Source organism: Streptococcus sp. HMSC078H12 (assembly GCF_001814615.1).
GTDB lineage: Bacteria > Bacillota > Bacilli > Lactobacillales > Streptococcaceae > Streptococcus > Streptococcus salivarius_F.
Genome location: NZ_KV817316.1, coordinates 387,822 through 403,705 on the forward strand (window position 1 = coordinate 387,822; position 15,884 = coordinate 403,705).

The 15,884-nt window shown below is 42.7% G+C and carries 16 protein-coding genes; 13 read left to right on the top strand and 3 right to left on the bottom strand.

Annotation, left to right across the window (positions count from 1 at the left end):
- The first annotated feature begins 70 nt into the window (after positions 1-70).
- The 12 genes from HMPREF2979_RS03335 (at position 71) to HMPREF2979_RS03390 (ending at position 11,622) form a co-directional block, all read left to right on the top strand.
- On the top strand, positions 71-1,234 hold the full coding sequence (locus HMPREF2979_RS03335) for a class I SAM-dependent rRNA methyltransferase (RefSeq protein ID WP_070655109.1): 1,164 nt from the start codon (positions 71-73) through the stop codon (positions 1,232-1,234).
- Positions 1,231-1,908, top strand: a complete 678-nt coding sequence (gene aroD / locus HMPREF2979_RS03340) for a type I 3-dehydroquinate dehydratase (RefSeq protein ID WP_070655111.1) — start codon at positions 1,231-1,233, stop codon at positions 1,906-1,908. Before HMPREF2979_RS03335 ends, aroD begins: the two co-directional genes overlap by 4 nt.
- Positions 1,898-2,755, top strand: a complete 858-nt coding sequence (locus HMPREF2979_RS03345) for a shikimate dehydrogenase (protein ID WP_070655113.1) — start codon at positions 1,898-1,900, stop codon at positions 2,753-2,755. Before aroD ends, HMPREF2979_RS03345 begins: the two co-directional genes overlap by 11 nt.
- A gap of 12 nt (positions 2,756-2,767) precedes the next feature.
- Complete coding sequence (aroB, locus tag HMPREF2979_RS03350; protein WP_014633389.1) at positions 2,768-3,835, top strand: 3-dehydroquinate synthase; 1,068 nt, start codon at positions 2,768-2,770, stop codon at positions 3,833-3,835.
- The gene (gene aroC / locus HMPREF2979_RS03355) at positions 3,836-5,002 is read left to right on the top strand and encodes a chorismate synthase (protein WP_070439237.1); all 1,167 of its coding nucleotides are present in this window, start codon (positions 3,836-3,838) and stop codon (positions 5,000-5,002) included.
- Between the two features lie 29 nt (positions 5,003-5,031).
- Complete coding sequence (locus HMPREF2979_RS03360; RefSeq protein WP_022496016.1) at positions 5,032-6,138, top strand: prephenate dehydrogenase; 1,107 nt, start codon at positions 5,032-5,034, stop codon at positions 6,136-6,138.
- Between the two features lie 9 nt (positions 6,139-6,147).
- Complete coding sequence (locus HMPREF2979_RS03365; protein ID WP_002890462.1) at positions 6,148-6,486, top strand: YlbF/YmcA family competence regulator; 339 nt, start codon at positions 6,148-6,150, stop codon at positions 6,484-6,486.
- Between the two features lie 89 nt (positions 6,487-6,575).
- Positions 6,576-7,526, top strand: a complete 951-nt coding sequence (locus HMPREF2979_RS03370) for an L-lactate dehydrogenase (protein ID WP_070655115.1) — start codon at positions 6,576-6,578, stop codon at positions 7,524-7,526.
- Positions 7,527-7,606: 80 nt separating this feature from the next.
- Positions 7,607-8,890 carry a 3-phosphoshikimate 1-carboxyvinyltransferase gene (gene aroA, locus HMPREF2979_RS03375; RefSeq protein WP_070655117.1) on the top strand — a complete coding sequence of 428 codons (1,284 nt, stop codon included), beginning with the start codon at positions 7,607-7,609 and terminating at the stop codon, positions 8,888-8,890.
- Positions 8,883-9,374, top strand: coding sequence for a shikimate kinase (locus HMPREF2979_RS03380; protein WP_070655119.1), 492 nt, complete (start codon positions 8,883-8,885; stop codon positions 9,372-9,374). Before aroA ends, HMPREF2979_RS03380 begins: the two co-directional genes overlap by 8 nt.
- On the top strand, positions 9,365-10,189 hold the full coding sequence (gene pheA / locus HMPREF2979_RS03385; RefSeq protein WP_002890467.1) for a prephenate dehydratase: 825 nt from the start codon (positions 9,365-9,367) through the stop codon (positions 10,187-10,189). Before HMPREF2979_RS03380 ends, pheA begins: the two co-directional genes overlap by 10 nt.
- A gap of 11 nt (positions 10,190-10,200) precedes the next feature.
- Positions 10,201-11,622 (top strand): LCP family protein, encoded by a 1,422-nt coding sequence (locus HMPREF2979_RS03390; protein WP_070655121.1) that lies wholly within the window; start codon positions 10,201-10,203, stop codon positions 11,620-11,622.
- A gap of 42 nt (positions 11,623-11,664) precedes the next feature.
- Here HMPREF2979_RS03390 and HMPREF2979_RS03395 read toward each other — a convergent pair whose 3' ends face one another.
- Genes HMPREF2979_RS03395 through HMPREF2979_RS03405 form a run of 3 tightly spaced genes read right to left on the bottom strand, consistent with a single transcriptional unit; the run spans position 11,665 to position 14,245 of the window.
- A complete protein-coding gene (locus HMPREF2979_RS03395; RefSeq protein ID WP_261787287.1) occupies positions 11,665-12,576 on the bottom strand; it encodes an SLAC1 family transporter in 912 nt (303 codons plus the stop codon).
- Between the two features lie 16 nt (positions 12,577-12,592).
- A complete protein-coding gene (locus tag HMPREF2979_RS03400) occupies positions 12,593-13,657 on the bottom strand; it encodes an acyl-CoA dehydrogenase family protein (RefSeq protein WP_070577885.1) in 1,065 nt (354 codons plus the stop codon).
- Between the two features lie 39 nt (positions 13,658-13,696).
- On the bottom strand, positions 13,697-14,245 hold the full coding sequence (locus tag HMPREF2979_RS03405) for a carboxymuconolactone decarboxylase family protein (protein WP_002885920.1): 549 nt from the start codon (positions 14,243-14,245) through the stop codon (positions 13,697-13,699).
- 213 nt (positions 14,246-14,458) lie between these two features.
- On the opposite strand from HMPREF2979_RS03405, the gene rlmD reads away from it, so the two are divergent.
- A complete protein-coding gene (rlmD, locus tag HMPREF2979_RS03410; RefSeq protein WP_070655124.1) occupies positions 14,459-15,814 on the top strand; it encodes a 23S rRNA (uracil(1939)-C(5))-methyltransferase RlmD in 1,356 nt (451 codons plus the stop codon).
- The last annotated feature ends 70 nt before the right edge of the window (positions 15,815-15,884 follow it).

Below are 15,884 nucleotides of genomic sequence, written 5' to 3' on the forward strand. Positions count from 1 at the left end.
CCTTGACATAAAATTGATAAAATCTAGTTACGAAACAGAAATAATAGCATTTTTTTGGTATAATGGTAACATGAGTATATTGACGGTAAGTCCCTTTGCGGAGAAAAAAATCAAACAAGGAAAACAGCTTCTTTTAGCAGAAGATTTTCCAAATATAACTGAAAATAATCAGTTGGTTTACCTTTATAGCCAGTCCAAAGATTTTTTAGGAACGGGCTATTTGTCAAGTCAAAATAAGGGGATAGGATGGTTTCTGTCCCCTAATAAAGAAAAATTGACAGTGACTTATTTTCAAGGACTTTTTGAAAGGGCTAAGGCCAAACGTCAATCCTATTATGATAATGAGTTGACGACAGCTTTTCGTCTTTTCAACCAAGATGGTGACGATTTTGGTGGACTCACAATTGATTTATATGGGGATTATGCCCTCTTTTCATGGTACAATGCCTTTGTTTATTCCTTGAAGGATGTTATTGTAGAGGCTTTCCAAACGGTCTTTCCTGAGGTCTTGGGAGGCTATGAGAAAATCCGCTTCAAGGGTCTTGATTTCGAATCAGACCATCTTTTTGGGCAGGAGGCGGCTGATACCTTCACCATTTTAGAAAATGGGGTCACTTATGAAGTTTTCCTCAATGATGGGCTAATGACGGGAATTTTCCTTGATCAGCATGAAGTGCGTGATGGTTTAGTTAATGGCCTAGCTTTGGGTAAATCAGTTTTGAATATGTTCTCCTATACGGCAGCTTTTTCAGTTGCTGCGGCTATGGGTGGAGCGATTGAAACGACATCAGTTGATTTGGCTAAGCGTTCACGTGAATTATCGACGGCTCATTTTGAAGCTAATGGTTTCAGTATGGACAATCATCGCTTGGTCGTGATGGATGTCTTTGATTATTTCAAATATGCAAAGAAAAAAGGCTTATCTTATGACCTTATCGTCATCGATCCGCCAAGCTTTGCCAGAAATAAGAAACGCACTTTCTCAGCAAATAAGGATTACCACAAGTTAATTGCACAGAGTCTTGATATTTTATCAGAGCATGGGACAATCATTGCAAGTACCAATGCTGCTAATATGACCGTGCAACAGTTTAAAAAACAACTGCGTAAGGGTTTGGGAGATGTTACAGCGGACTTCGTTAACCTGCAACAATTACCAGCGGATTTTACCGTCAATCCTAATGATCCAACATCAAATTATTTGAAAGTATACACAATAAGGGTAAATAAATGAAAATTGTAGTTCCGATTATGCCAACTAGTTTAGAGGAGGCACAAGAGCTTGAACTGTCTCGTTTTGAGGGGGCAGACATTATAGAATGGCGTGCAGATTTTTTAGATAAGGATAGTATCTTAACGGTTGCTCCAGCTATTTTCGAGAAATTCGCAGGCTTTGAGATTGTCTTTACCATCCGTACAACGCGTGAGGGTGGCAAGCTTGAGTTAACGGATGCGGAATATGTCGCACTAATTGAGGATGTCGCTGCTATCTACTCGCCAGATTATATTGATTTTGAGTATTTCACTCGTAAGGCTGTCTTTGACCAAATGCTGGATTTTTCAAACTTGGTTTTGTCTTATCATAACTTTGAGGAGACACCTGAAAACCTCATGGAGCTTTTGTCAGAAATGACAAACCTAACGCCAAGGGTGGTTAAGGTGGCGGTTATGCCTAAGCATGAGCAGGATGTTCTTGACCTTATGAACTTCACACGTGGTTTTAAGGTCTATAATCCTGAGCAAGAGTTTGTGACCATGTCAATGGGTAAACTAGGTCGTATGTCACGTCTTGCTGGCGACTTGATGGGTTCATCATGGACCTTTGCTAGTCTTGATAATGCCAGTGCGCCAGGACAAATTAGTTTAGCAGACATGCGCAGAATCATGGAGGTTTTGGATGCAGATTGATGGACACACACGCTTAGCGGCTGTTGTTGCCAATCCTATCAAGCATTCCATTTCACCATTCATTCATAATTTGGCCTTCGAAAAGACACAAGTTAATGGTGTTTATGTGGCCTGGGAGATTCCAGAGTCAGACCTAGCCGAGACAGTTGAAAATATTAGACGTTACAACATGTTCGGTATCAACTTGTCGATGCCATATAAGGAAGCAGTCATTCCTTTTTTGGATGAAATTAGTCCTGCAGCTCAACTGATTGGTGCCGTCAATACAGTTGTTAATCGTGATGGTCATTTGATTGGTCATAATACGGACGGTTTTGGCTTCTTTGCTAGTCTAAAGGACTTTAGCCCTAGAGACGCTCATCTGATGATTTTGGGTGCTGGTGGTGCCGCTAAAGCTATTGTGACGCAGTCAGTTCTTGATGGTGCAAAAAAAGTCAGTGTCTATGTTCGCCCTCAGTCATTGGATAAGGCAAAAGAAAGTTTTAAGTCCTTACTTGAACAGGCAACTTGCCACTTGGAGTTTCATGCTTTAAATGATTTTGAGTATTTTCAAGAGGAACTAGGCCAGGCTGATTTATTGGTGAATGCGACGAGTGTTGGGATGGATGGCGAATCCTTGCCTATTCCTACAGACACAAAATTTCCTAAGGGACTCTTGGTTGCTGATATCATTTATCAGCCTTTTGAAACACCTTTCTTGGCCTTGGCTAGAAAACAGGGAATCGAGGCTGTGAATGGACTTGGCATGTTGCTTCATCAAGCGGCAGGTGCCTTTAAATTGTGGACCGGCAAGGACATGCCAACAGACGCCATTTGGCAGGAATTAGAAAATATTTACAATAGCTAGGAGGGGACGACTATGAAACTAGAGGTAAATTTAACACATAACCCTTATGACATTATTATTGAAAAAGGAGCCCTTAAGACCGTCGGTCAATGGGTGAAGTCACTTTGGGAACCGCAAAAGATTGCACTCATCACAGACAATCATGTGGGAGCTCTATATGCAGAAAAAGTTAAGCTTAGCTTGGAGCACGAAGGTTTTGAGGTAGTCGTTTTTGATTTCTTAGAAGGTGAAGCAAGTAAAAATCTTAAAACTGTTAATAAGGCTTATGAGTTTTTGATTAAGAATGGCATGACTCGTAGTGATGGGATTCTTGCTCTTGGTGGTGGCGTTGTTGGTGATTTGGCAGGCTTTGTCGCTTCGACCTATATGCGTGGGATTCACTTCGTTCAGGTTCCAACTAGTCTAACTGCCCAGGTGGATTCATCTATTGGTGGTAAGACAGGTGTGAACACACCATTTGCTAAAAATATCGTGGGAACTTTTGCTCAGCCTGATGGGGTTTTGATTGACCCTAATGTTCTTGAGACACTTGGTAAACGTGAATTGATTGAAGGTATGGGTGAGGTTGTCAAATACGGTTTAATTGACGATCCTGAGCTTTGGTACTTGCTTGAAAGCATTGATGGTTCAGTTCACAGTATCCTAGAAAACTCAGAAACCATTATTTACCGTTCATGTAATGTGAAGCGTAAAATTGTGGTTGAAGATGAGTTTGAAGGTGGTGTCCGTATGTACCTAAACTTTGGTCATACGATTGGGCATGCCGTTGAACAAACAGCTGGTTACGGTAAAGTCATGCACGGTGAAGCGGTAGCTATCGGAATGGTTCAGATTTCACGAGTTGCTGAGGAAAAAGGTCTGATGCCTAAGGGGATCACACGTCAAATCGCTGAGATGTGTGTCAAATTTGGCTTGCCAGTAGACTATGAGCCATGGCGTGTTGAGGAGCTCTATACAGCCCTCACACATGATAAAAAAGCTCGTGGCAATAGCATTAAGACAGTTATCGTTCCAGAGATTGGTAAGGCAGCTATCAATCAGATTCCTTTAGTTGAAATGAAAGAGTACTTGGAGAAATAAATGAGATATTTAACAGCAGGTGAGTCTCATGGCCCACGTTTAACAGCAATTATCGAAGGTGTTCCAGCTGGTCTTCCCTTGACGGCTGAAGATATCAATGCTGATTTGAAACGCCGCCAAGGTGGTTATGGTCGTGGTGGCCGTATGAAAATTGAGTCTGATAAAGTTGAAATCACTTCTGGTGTTCGTCATGGGAAAACAACAGGGGCTCCAATCACCCTTCATGTTATCAATAAGGACCATCAAAAATGGTTGGACATCATGGCTGTGGAAGACATTGAAGACCGTTTGAAAACCAAACGTAAAATCACTCACCCACGTCCAGGACATGCTGACTTGGTTGGTGGAATGAAATACCGTTTCGATGATTTGCGTAATTCCTTGGAGCGTTCTAGTGCGCGTGAAACAACTATGCGTGTGGCAGTAGGTGCTGTCGCTAAACGTATCTTGGCTGAGCTCGATATTGAAATTGCTAACCATGTTGTTGTCTTTGGTGGTAAGGAAATTGATGTGCCTGAGAATTTGACAGTAGCTCAAATCAAGGAATTGGCTCAACAATCAGAGATTTCAGTCGTTAACCAAGAACGTGAACAAGAAATTAAAGATTACATTGACCAAATCAAAAAAGAGGGAGACACAATTGGTGGTGTCGTTGAAACTGTTGTTGGCGGCGTCCCTGTTGGCCTTGGTTCTTATGTCCAATGGGATACCAAACTTGATGCTAAGATTGCTCAAGCAGTGGTTTCCATCAATGCCTTCAAGGGTGTAGAATTTGGTCTTGGTTTTAAGGATGGCTACCTCAAGGGCTCTCAAGTGATGGACGAGATTCTCTGGAATGAAGAGGACGGCTATACGCGTCGCACTAACAACCTTGGTGGTTTTGAAGGTGGTATGACCAACGGGCAACCGATTGTGGTCCGTGGGGTTATGAAACCTATTCCAACCCTATACAAGCCATTGATGTCAGTAGATATCGAAACACATGAACCTTACAAGGCAACAGTTGAGCGTTCAGATCCAACGGCCTTGCCTGCAGCGGGTGTCGTTATGGAATCCGTAGTCGCTACAGTCGTAGCCAATGAAATCTTGGACAAATTCTCTTCTGACAACATGGAAGAATTGAAAGAAGCGGTAGCACGTCACCGTGACTATGTGAAAAACTTTTAAGCAGCATCAGACAATAGATGGGAGTAGTAATGAGTAAGAAAACTATTTATATCGCAGGATTGGGCTTGATTGGTGGCTCCTTGGCCTTAGGGATTAAAAGAGATCACCCTGATTATGAGATTCTTGGATATAATCGCTCTGACTATTCTCGAAATATTGCGCTTGAGCGTGGTATTGTTGACCGTGCAACAAGTGATTTCAAAGAATTTGCTCCCCTTGCGGATGTTATTATCCTTGCAGTGCCAATTAAGCAAACTGTGGCCTACTTGAAGGAGTTGGCTGACTTGGAGCTCAAAGATAATGTCATCATCACAGACGCAGGGTCTACTAAGTTGGATATCGTTGAGGCAGCTGAACGTTACCTAACAGGTAAAAATGTTCAGTTTGTGGGTTCTCACCCTATGGCTGGTTCCCATAAATCAGGGGCTATTGCAGCTGACGTGACACTTTTCGAAAATGCCTATTATATTTTCACACCGACGAGTCTAACAAGAGAGACAACTATCCCTGAACTTAAGGACATCTTGTCAGGGCTTAAGTCACGATTTGTGGAGATTGATGCGGCTGAACATGACCGTGTAACCAGTCAAATCAGTCATTTTCCACATCTTTTGGCTTCTGGACTTATGGAGCAGGCAGCTGATTATGCTCAGGCTCACGAGATGACCAATCACTTTGCGGCTGGGGGCTTCCGAGATATGACCCGTATTGCAGAAAGTGAACCTGGCATGTGGGCTTCCATTCTCATGACCAATGGGCCAGCTGTTTTGGATCGTATTGAAGATTTCAAAAAACGTTTGGACTATGTGGCCGACTTGATTAAGGCTGAAGATGAGAATGCCATTTGGGAGTTCTTTGACAACGGTCGTAAGAAACGTAAAGAGATGGAAATTCACAAAAAAGGTGGCGTGGAAAGTGCCTTCGATATTTTCGTGGATGTGCCTGACCGAGAAGATGTTATCCTTAGCATTATGGAATTGCTACGAGGAACGTCTTTGGTTAACCTTCGTATTAATGAGGAAAATCGTGAGGATATTCACGGTATCCTCCAAATTACTTTTAAAAATGAAAAAGATCGCACACATGCTAAGACTGTTATTGAAGCCAATACGGATTATCATGTGGTGATTGCCTAGGAGAATAAAATGACAAATATTTATGATTTAGCAAATGAGTTGGAACGTGGCATTCGTGCCCTTCCTGAGTACAAAACTTTGGTAGAGAAAAAAGAAGCGATTGCAGCTGATGCTGAAGCTAGCGCTCTTTTCAAAGAGTTTACTGATTTCCAAGAGGATTTCTATGCTAAAATGCAAGCTGGTACAATGCCAACAGCAGAAGAACAAGCAGCTGTTCAAGAATTGGGTCAAAAGGTAGAAGCTAATGCACTTTTGAAAGAATACTTGGCTGCACAACAAGGTTTGTCTGTTTATTTGAATGATATTGAACGTATCATCTTCAAACCTTTGCAAGAATTGAATAGTTAATCAGAGAGGGTGTGTCAATTGACAGGCCCTTTTCTGCATTCAAAAGAGATTGTCCAAGGAAGAAACTAGAAATATTAAGGAGGAAAATGATGAGTCGTAAGATTGGAATTATTGGTATGGGAAATGTTGGAGCTGCAGTTGCTCATGGAGCAATTGCTCAAGGCTTGGCTGATAGCTATGTCTTTATAGATATCAATGAGAAGAAGGCCGAGGCAGATGCCCAGGATTTTAAGGATGCTATGGCAAATCTACCTAGCTATGCAAACATTGTTGTCAATGATTATGTAGCACTTGAAGATGCTGATGTGATTATTTCATCTCTTGGAAACATTCAGTTACAGCATAATGCTGGTGAGGACCGCTTTGCTGAATTTCCATTTACTCGAGAAGCTGTTTATCAGGTTTCTCAGGAGCTTAAAAAATTGGATTTTAAAGGCATACTCTTGGTTATCTCGAATCCTGTAGATGCTGTATCAGCCCTCTATCAGGAATTCACAGGCTGGCCAAGAGAACGTGTGATTGGGACAGGGACTTTACTCGATACGTCTAGAATGAAGGCGGCGGTAGGAGATGATTTGTCAGTCAATCCAAAATCAGTATCCGGCTACAATCTTGGTGAACATGGGAATTCCCAATTTACAGCCTGGAGTCAGGTTAAGGTCAAAGGTCAAGACATTACAGAATTGACCAGCGAAGAAGAGCGACAAAATCTGTTTATGACTTCCATGAAGGGCGGTCACAAGGTCTTTTATGGTAAGGGCTATACTTCTTACGGCATTGCCAGTGCGGCTCTTCGTTTGGTAGCCATTATCCTTTCGGATGCTCAAGAAGAAGTGGCAGTATCAAGCTATCAAGAAGCCTATCAAACCTATCTTGGCTATCCAGTTATTTTAGGACGTCAAGGGGTGGCTGCTCCCGTTCACTTGTCCTTGTCGGCTGAGGAAAATCTTCTTTTGGAGGAATCTGCTAACTTGATTCGTAATCGTGTTCAAGAAGCTGTTGCCTTTCTGAAAGAAAAGTATGGCAATACTAGAGAGTGAATATTTTGACAATTCAGTCTATGGTTGGGCTTTCGATTATGGTATAATGAGAGTAACTATAAAATTTTCAGGAGTAACCTATGAAACTAGAAACCAAGGCCCAAGGTCTTCATGGCAGCTTGCGTATACCTGGTGACAAGTCAATCAGTCACCGTTCTATCATGTTCGGAAGTCTTGCCAAAGGTGTGACAACTGTTCGTGATATTTTACGAGGTGAGGATGTCCTCTCAACTATGCAGGTCTTCCGTGATTTGGGTGTGACTATCGAGGATGATGGTGATGTGGTACGCATTCACGGTGTTGGTTTTGATGGTCTCAAGGCTCCTCAAAACAAGTTGGACATGGGTAACTCTGGGACATCTATTCGCTTGATTTCAGGTGTGCTTGCAGGTCAAGATTTCGATGTAGAGATGTTTGGAGATGATTCCCTTTCAAAACGTCCTATGGACCGTGTGACCATTCCCTTGCGTCAGATGGGTGTAGAGGTTTCAGGTCAAACAGACCGTGATTTGCCACCATTGAAAATGCACGGTAGCAAGTTTCTTAAGCCTATTCATTACCAATTGCCAGTTGCCTCTGCTCAGGTAAAATCTGCCCTTATTTTTGCAGCTCTTCAAGCTGATGGTGAATCTGTCATCATTGAAAAGGAAAAAACACGTAATCATACAGAGGATATGATTCAGCAGTTTGGTGGTCAGCTTCAAGTAGATGGCAAGGAAATTCGTATTTCTGGTGGCCAAAGCTTTACTGCTCAAGAAGTCGTGGTTCCAGGTGACATTTCTTCAGCGGCCTTTTGGTTGGTAGCGGGACTCGTGGTGCCTAACTCTAAGATTGTCTTGGAAAATGTCGGCATCAACGAGACACGTACGGGTATCATTGATGTGATCAAAGATATGGGTGGTAAGATTACCCTTTCAGATATTGACCAAGTTGCCAAATCTGCGACTATTACGGTTGAAACTTCAGAACTTAAAGGAACTGAAATTGGTGGCGATATCATTCCACGTTTGATTGATGAACTTCCGATTATCACACTCTTGGCGACGCAAGCCCAAGGTAAGACAGTGATTCGTGATGCTGAAGAACTCAAGGTCAAAGAGACTGACCGTATTCAGGTGGTAGCGGATGCCTTGAATGCTATGGGTGCTGATATTGTACCAACTGAGGATGGTATGATTATCACTGGTAAGACGGTTCTTCATGGGGCAGAGGTTAATACCTTGGGTGACCACCGTATTGGTATGATGACAGCTATTGCTGCCCTTTTGGTTCAAGATGGTGAGGTTGACTTGCAACGTGCGGAAGCTATCAATACAAGTTACCCAAGTTTCTTTAGTGACTTGGAAGGATTGCTCCATGGCTAAGGTTTTATTGGGCTTTATGGGAGTTGGTAAGAGTTCCGTCGCCCCATACCTGGATGGTCGTTTCGTGGATATGGATCAGGTCATCGAGGAGAAAATCGGCATGTCCATTGCTGATTTTTTTGCAAAAGAAGGTGAAGCAGCCTTTCGTCAGATTGAGTCTGAGACTTTGGAGGAACTCCTTCAAGAGGGAGATGACGTCATCATCTCTACTGGAGGTGGTGTCGTTGTGACGGAGCGCAATCGTCAGCTCTTGACGAAAAATCGTAAGCATAACGTTTGGCTCCATGCTTCTTTCGATGTGGTCTATAATCGCATTGAAAAGGATACCAAGAATCAGCGCCCACTCTTTCTCAATCATTCCAAAGAGGATTTTAAGGCTATTTATGACGGTCGAATGGCACTCTATCAAGATTTAGCAGATTTGGTTGTCACAGTTGATAACCGAACGCCAGAAGAAGTAGCAAGGTTTATCAAATGTATGTAGGTTATTTGGGCCCTAGTGGGTCGTTTACGCATAATGCAGCCTTAAAGGCTTTTCCTGAGGCAGAATTGGTTTCTCTAGGTACCATTACCGAGGTTATCAAGTCTTATGAAGAGGGACGTGTGGATTATGCGGTCATTCCGGTGGAAAATTCCATTGAGGGCTCTGTTCATGAGAGTTTAGACTATCTCTTCCATCAGGCCGATATTCGTGCTGTGGCAGAGATTGTTCAGCCCATCAAGCAGCAGTTGATGGCGACGAAACATCATGAGAAAATTGAGAAAATCTTCTCACACCCACAGGCTATTGCCCAAGGGAAAAAGTATATTAAACAGCATTTTCCACATGCCAAGATTGAGACAACAGCCAGTACAGCCTTTGCGGCGCGTTTTGTCGCTGATAATCCAGATCAGCCATATGCGGCCATCGCTCCGCATGCAGCTGCTAAGGAATACGGTCTTCAAATCTTGGCTAAGGATATTCAGGAGATTGAAAAGAATTATACCCGCTTTTGGGTGTTGGGGAACACCGTTCCTGAGATTCCGCTCAATCAGATTGATTGCAAATTAACGCTGGCCTTGACCCTGCCTGACAATATGCCAGGGGCACTTTACAAGGCCTTATCGACCTTTGCCTGGCGAGGCATTGACTTGACCAAGATAGAAAGTCGTCCTTTGAAGACGGTACTTGGCGAGTATTTCTTTATTATTGATTGTGATTATACAAAGGAAAAGTTGGCTCAGTTCGCTCTTGAAGAGCTGACTGCAGTTGGAATTGGATATAAAATCTTGGGTGCTTACCAAGTCTATGAAATTTAAAGGGAAATCTTATGACCAAATCTAACAATGGACCGTTTACGCATCATGAACGGTTACGTTACAGCTATCTTTTAAAAAATCTTGCTCACCTGAATGGACAGCAGGCCTCAGAATTCAATTATCTTCAAGGAAAGTTGGATGCCTATGAAGCTGAGCGACGGTATCAAGCGCAAATAGAGGACTATCAAGCAGCATGGCGCCAGCCTTATGACAATCGTTCTGACTACTATCAAGAACGTGATTATGAGTCTGTCAATCAGCTGACAGAGGAAGGACTGCCCGTCTATCGAGAGGAAGTTGCTCAAAGTAAACCTAAACGCAAAAAGGTCCAAAGACAAGCAGCCCCTTCAGCAACGTCGGCTCCAAGGTCCAAGTCGCAAGGAGCCAAGAAGAAGCGGCCAAAGAAAAAGAGAAGGCTCAAGAAGGTTGTCAAGCTAGTACTTAGTTGCTTGAGTCTTGGAGTTGTGTTCTTAGTGATAGCCATGGCCTATCAATTTTACAAGGGAACAGACCTTTCTGCTGCAGGTAATAATGGTAAATCCTACCAGCCTGCCATAGTTGAGACCTTTAATGGTAAGGATACCAAGGATGGGGTCAATATCCTTATTCTAGGTTCTGACCAACGCGTTAGCCAAGAATCTACCGATGCCAGAACAGACTCCATTATGGTGGTCAATGTGGGCAATAAAGAAGGTAAGGTTAAGATGGTTAGCTTTATGCGAGACACCTTGGTCAATATCAAGGGGGCTTCAGAAACCGACTATTCTCAGGACTTGAAACTCAATACGGCCTTCAATATTGGTGAGCAAAATAATCATCAAGGAGCAGAGCTCATGCGTGAGACGCTCAAACGCAACTTTGATATCGATATCAAGTACTATGCCATGGTTGACTTTGAAACCTTTGCGACAGGGGTTGATACCCTCTTCCCAAATGGTGTGGAAATCAATGCCAAGTTTGCGACCATTGATGGTAAAAAAGTATCTTCGGTTCAAGTTCCAGATGATTTGAAGATGGACAAGAACGGTCACGTGCCAAATCAAACCATTAAAGTTGGTAAGCAAGATATGGATGGCCGCACTCTTCTGAATTATGCTCGCTTCCGTAAGGATGATGAGGGTGATTATGGCCGGACTAAGCGCCAGCAACAAGTGATGCAGGCTGTCATGAAGCAGCTTAAGAATCCACTTAGCCTCTTCAAAGGACCTGAGGCTTTAGGGAAGGTTTACTCACTGACCTCAACCAATATGAGCATGACGGACATGTTGGACTTGGGACTTTCAAATGCTGGTAGTTTCAAAAAAGGGATTAATTCGCAAACCATTCCTTCGGATGGTGATTGGATTGATAGCTATGATTTGTATGGCGGTCAAGGGATTGAAATTGATTTTGACACTTATCAGGCAAAATTAAAAGAACTAGGATTTAGATAAGAAAAGAAGCAGGTTCACACTGAACCTGCTTCTTTTTTGGTGTTAAGAGTTTGTATAAGCGCCATGTATAAGAAGTTTTAGAAAATGATAGAGCAAATAGGTCATGATAACAAGAATAATGACGAACTCTACCTTATAAATCAATTGGGTAGCTGGATTGACTAAACCCAGACTGGTGGTAGCTGCTTTAAAAGCATTGGTACTATTGACTAATGGGAAACTAAAGGCAGCAAAAAGTGGTATAAAGCCTTTTCTAACCAGTTTTACAAAGAGATTAAGAGCATAGAAAAAGAATGCTTGTGAGAATAAAAGTAGGGCAAGTAAAATGATAGTTGCAGGTCTTTGATTACTCTTGATTGAGCTGGTAATGAGAAGGGCCAGAGGTGCTGCTAAAATGGCAAGTATGGGCCGATATAGGTGAGGTATGGCTATCTGTCTCATTCTCCATAAAACAAGTGGAAAGAGGGCTAGAGTCGCAAATCCCGTTACTCCCAGAATAAGTCCCTTGATGCTAGTTGGAACACTAGCCGGTACTGTCACAAGACTGATAGCAGGGCCAACATAGACCACGAACCAGCTTGGATAGACTTGATTCAAAGAAAATGGGCGTAAAAAACGCAGACTGAAAAAAATAATATAGGCAATATAAAGTCCAAGGAGTCCAAGCCAAGTCACACTCAATCCTGTTTGAGCTAGTGGGAGGCGGCTGGCAAATAGAAAGGCAGCCATAAAGAAACTAGCAAAGGCCGAAGCAACGACTGGGTTTCGCAAATCTTCTCTTATTTGTTCAAATCCAAGAATCAAGCGTCCCAGTATAAGTATAAAACCTATACTGGCTAAACACCAAATACCCTGAGCAATCAGGGTATAGTGGCTTATTTGATTGGATAAACTAAAGAGGGCAAGAACTAGACTAGATAGGGCCAAGGGAATTTTCTTAAAAAATACCTTCATTGGTCCACCGGCCTTTCTAGCTAGCTGCAAGAATGTGACGAAGCTGCACCGCACTCGGAGATACAATTGGAAGGAAGACGCCTTCATTCCAACGACGGATAAAGCTTGACTCTGATTCTTTCAAATAGCCACGACCACCACTAGCCTGAAGTTCGAGGAGCAAGCTGTTGGCTACGACGTCGACGATATCGATACGCAATTGGAAAAGTTCACGTGGTTTGTCAATGAAATAATCGGCATCATTAAGACCTGCAAAGAGTTGGTCTTGGATAGCAAGAAGATTTTCACGTGTAGCTTCAAATTCTTCACGAAGAACGCTACGGTTACTGTTTAGACTAGCTTCAACCTCATCAAGAGAACGTTTGGCCAAACCAAAGGCAAGACCAAATTGGAAACCAAGGAAGTTTGGACGTGTTTTGGCAATATAGTCCGTACCTTCTTTTGAAAGGATCCAATTAGGATCTAACTTAACGTGATCGAAAGTAAGAGAGGCAGTGTTAGCACCTTGAAGGGAAACAAATTCCAAATCTTCAGAACGGCTAAGACCCTCAGCTTCAGATGGAATAGTGATAATCCAAGGTTGGCTACCGTCTTTAAAATCAGCAGCAAAGAGAGCAGCGAATTTATCAGAACGTAGGTTAGTCACCCAAGGCAAACGACCATCAAGATAGTAGTCATCACCTTCTTGACTGATGGTAACATTCAATTCTTCAATATCTGACAAGAATTTGACCGCATTTGACAAGCCAGTTCCACCAGCACGCTCACCGGTATACAATTCTTTCAACCATGTTTCACGAGGGTAAGCATTGTCACTCGCAAGGATATACTCGATGAAAGTACGGTGCCCCCAAGAAATAAAGGAAGCTGTCAAAGAGTGTTGTGCCAATTCATCAAGCACATCAACGACTTGAGTAGGACCACCACCTAGGCCATCAAACTTAGCAGGTACGCCGATTTTAAAGACGTCGTTTTCAGCAATTTTTTCAAGAAGCTGGTCCGCAATGGGTCCAGACTCTTGGTCAATATGGTCAGCGTTGGTATCCAACCAAGTAAGGAATTCTTTTGAAAAATGTGACATAGGCTTAGGTCCTCCTCTAGTTTATCCTTTGGTTTTGAATTAAGCGAATTCTTGAAGTTCAGGGTTAATCGGTGTTTGTGCGAGATTGTTAGCGTAGTTACACAAGCTAGCAAGGCTGACACCCAAGATAACGTCAAGGGCATTTTGAGCAGTGTAGCCAGCTTCCAAGAAGTCATTGTAGGCTTCGTCACCAACAGCACCTTTAGTATTGATCACAGCAATAGTGAATTTAGCAAGGGTATCAAGTTTTGGATCATCTTCGATTGGTGTACGGTTACGAAGAGCTTCCAAAAGTTGAGGTGTCATTTGGATTTGCTTGATTGAAAAGGCTGTGTGACCTGCCACACAGAAGGCACATCCGTTAGTAACAGCAGCTGTAATTTGAACAACCTCACGTTCAGTTGGTGTCAATGAATTGCGACGGTTGATTTCACCGACAGTACGGTAAGTTTCAAGCGCAGTTGGCGCATTAGCAAGGAGACCAATCAAGTTTGGAATGTATCCCCCATTGGCATCTTTGACTGTTTGAAGGACGTCTTTGACTTCTTCCGGTGCAGTTTCGATTGTATGAATGGTAATATCTGGCATGATTATTCTCCTTTATATAGAAACGACATCTAGCCAAGCGGCTGAGTCGTTTAATTTTTTGTCATGGACCTATGATAGCACTGTATGACTTTTCTGAAAAATCTATATTATTTATGGCCAGCCATAAATTTGATTTATATGTGCTATAATGGAGGGTAGTAAAAGGCTTTGGAAGATATGCTTAAGCCCTATAAGAGTAAAGAAAGTTGAATTATGTTAAATAAAAACGCTATTGTAGAAGTTGAAATTGTCGATTTGACACATGAAGGAGCAGGCGTTGCCAAGGTGGATGGCTTTGTCTTTTTCGTGGATAATGCCCTTCCAGGCGAAATCATCAAGATGCGAGTGCTTAAGCTCAAGAAAAATATCGGCTTTGGTAAGGTTGAGGAGTATGTGACCCTTTCACCAAACCGCAATCAGGACATTGATGCAACCTATCTACGTTCAGGAATTGCTGATTTTGGCCATATGACCTACGAGGAGCAGCTTAAGTTCAAGCGTAAACAAGTTGTGGACAACCTCTATAAGACAGCCGGTATCTCGGACGTAGAAGTTGCTGAAACACTAGGTATGGAAACACCTTACGCCTACCGTAATAAGGCGCAGGTGCCCGTTCGCCGTGTTAAAGGTCAGCTTGAAACAGGTTTCTACCGCAAGAATTCGCACGACTTGATTCCAATTGAAGATTTCCTTATCCAAGACAAGGAAATTGATAAACTCATTGTCTTTGTCCGTGACCTTCTCCGTCGCTATGACCTCAAACCTTATGATGAGAAGGAGCAGACAGGTTTGATTCGTCATTTGGTAGTTCGTCGTGGTCATTATTCAGGTCAGATGATGTTGGTCTTTGTAACGACCAGACCAAAAGTTTTCCGCATTGACCAAGTCATTGCCAAGATTACAGAAGCCTTCCCAAGTGTCGTTTCCATCATCCAAAACATCAACGATAAGAACACTAACGCCATCTTTGGTAAGGAGTTCCGCACCCTTTATGGCCAAGACACTATCACAGACAGTATGTTGGGCAATGACTATGAGATCTCTGCCCAGTCTTTCTATCAGGTTAACACCGAGATGGCTGAAAAACTCTATCAAACAGCTATTGACTTCTCAGATCTAAACAGCGACAGCATTGTTATTGATGCCTATTCAGGAATCGGGACAATCGGCTTGTCATTTGCAAAACAGGTCAAGGAAGTCTACGGCGTTGAAGTCATTGAAACAGCCGTCGAAGATGCTAAGAAAAATGCAGAACGCAACGGCATTACTAACGCCAACTATGTGGCTGACTCAGCTGAAAATGCCATGGCCAAGTGGAGCAAGGATGGCATCAGACCAGATGTTATCATTGTGGATCCACCACGCAAGGGCTTGACAGAAAGCTTCATCAAAGCCAGTGTTGCCATGCAACCTGAAAAGATTACCTATGTCTCATGTAACCCAGCAACCATGGCGCGTGATATCAAACTCTACCAAGAATTGGGATATGAATTGAAGAAAGTACAACCGGTTGATTTATTTCCGCAAACGCACCACGTGGAGTGTGTAGCTTTGCTCGTAAAAGCCTAGAACCTTTGAACGAAAGGGATAATGAAAAGCCTTGATTGCAAGGCTTTTTGCTTTATGGTGGGGAAGTATT

Coding starts and splice junctions, on each gene's coding strand:
- HMPREF2979_RS03390 (WP_070655121.1), top strand. CDS start 10,201: ATGACCAAATCTAACAATGGACCGTTTACGCATCATGAACGGTTACGT.
- HMPREF2979_RS03335 (WP_070655109.1), top strand. CDS start 71: ATGAGTATATTGACGGTAAGTCCCTTTGCGGAGAAAAAAATCAAACAA.
- HMPREF2979_RS03400 (WP_070577885.1), bottom strand. CDS start 13,657: ATGTCACATTTTTCAAAAGAATTCCTTACTTGGTTGGATACCAACGCT.
- HMPREF2979_RS03405 (WP_002885920.1), bottom strand. CDS start 14,245: ATGCCAGATATTACCATTCATACAATCGAAACTGCACCGGAAGAAGTC.
- HMPREF2979_RS03365 (WP_002890462.1), top strand. CDS start 6,148: ATGACAAATATTTATGATTTAGCAAATGAGTTGGAACGTGGCATTCGT.
- HMPREF2979_RS03380 (WP_070655119.1), top strand. CDS start 8,883: ATGGCTAAGGTTTTATTGGGCTTTATGGGAGTTGGTAAGAGTTCCGTC.
- HMPREF2979_RS03370 (WP_070655115.1), top strand. CDS start 6,576: ATGAGTCGTAAGATTGGAATTATTGGTATGGGAAATGTTGGAGCTGCA.
- rlmD (WP_070655124.1), top strand. CDS start 14,459: ATGTTAAATAAAAACGCTATTGTAGAAGTTGAAATTGTCGATTTGACA.
- aroA (WP_070655117.1), top strand. CDS start 7,607: ATGAAACTAGAAACCAAGGCCCAAGGTCTTCATGGCAGCTTGCGTATA.
- aroD (WP_070655111.1), top strand. CDS start 1,231: ATGAAAATTGTAGTTCCGATTATGCCAACTAGTTTAGAGGAGGCACAA.
- HMPREF2979_RS03360 (WP_022496016.1), top strand. CDS start 5,032: ATGAGTAAGAAAACTATTTATATCGCAGGATTGGGCTTGATTGGTGGC.
- HMPREF2979_RS03395 (WP_261787287.1), bottom strand. CDS start 12,576: ATGAAGGTATTTTTTAAGAAAATTCCCTTGGCCCTATCTAGTCTAGTT.
- aroC (WP_070439237.1), top strand. CDS start 3,836: ATGAGATATTTAACAGCAGGTGAGTCTCATGGCCCACGTTTAACAGCA.
- HMPREF2979_RS03345 (WP_070655113.1), top strand. CDS start 1,898: ATGCAGATTGATGGACACACACGCTTAGCGGCTGTTGTTGCCAATCCT.
- pheA (WP_002890467.1), top strand. CDS start 9,365: ATGTATGTAGGTTATTTGGGCCCTAGTGGGTCGTTTACGCATAATGCA.
- aroB (WP_014633389.1), top strand. CDS start 2,768: ATGAAACTAGAGGTAAATTTAACACATAACCCTTATGACATTATTATT.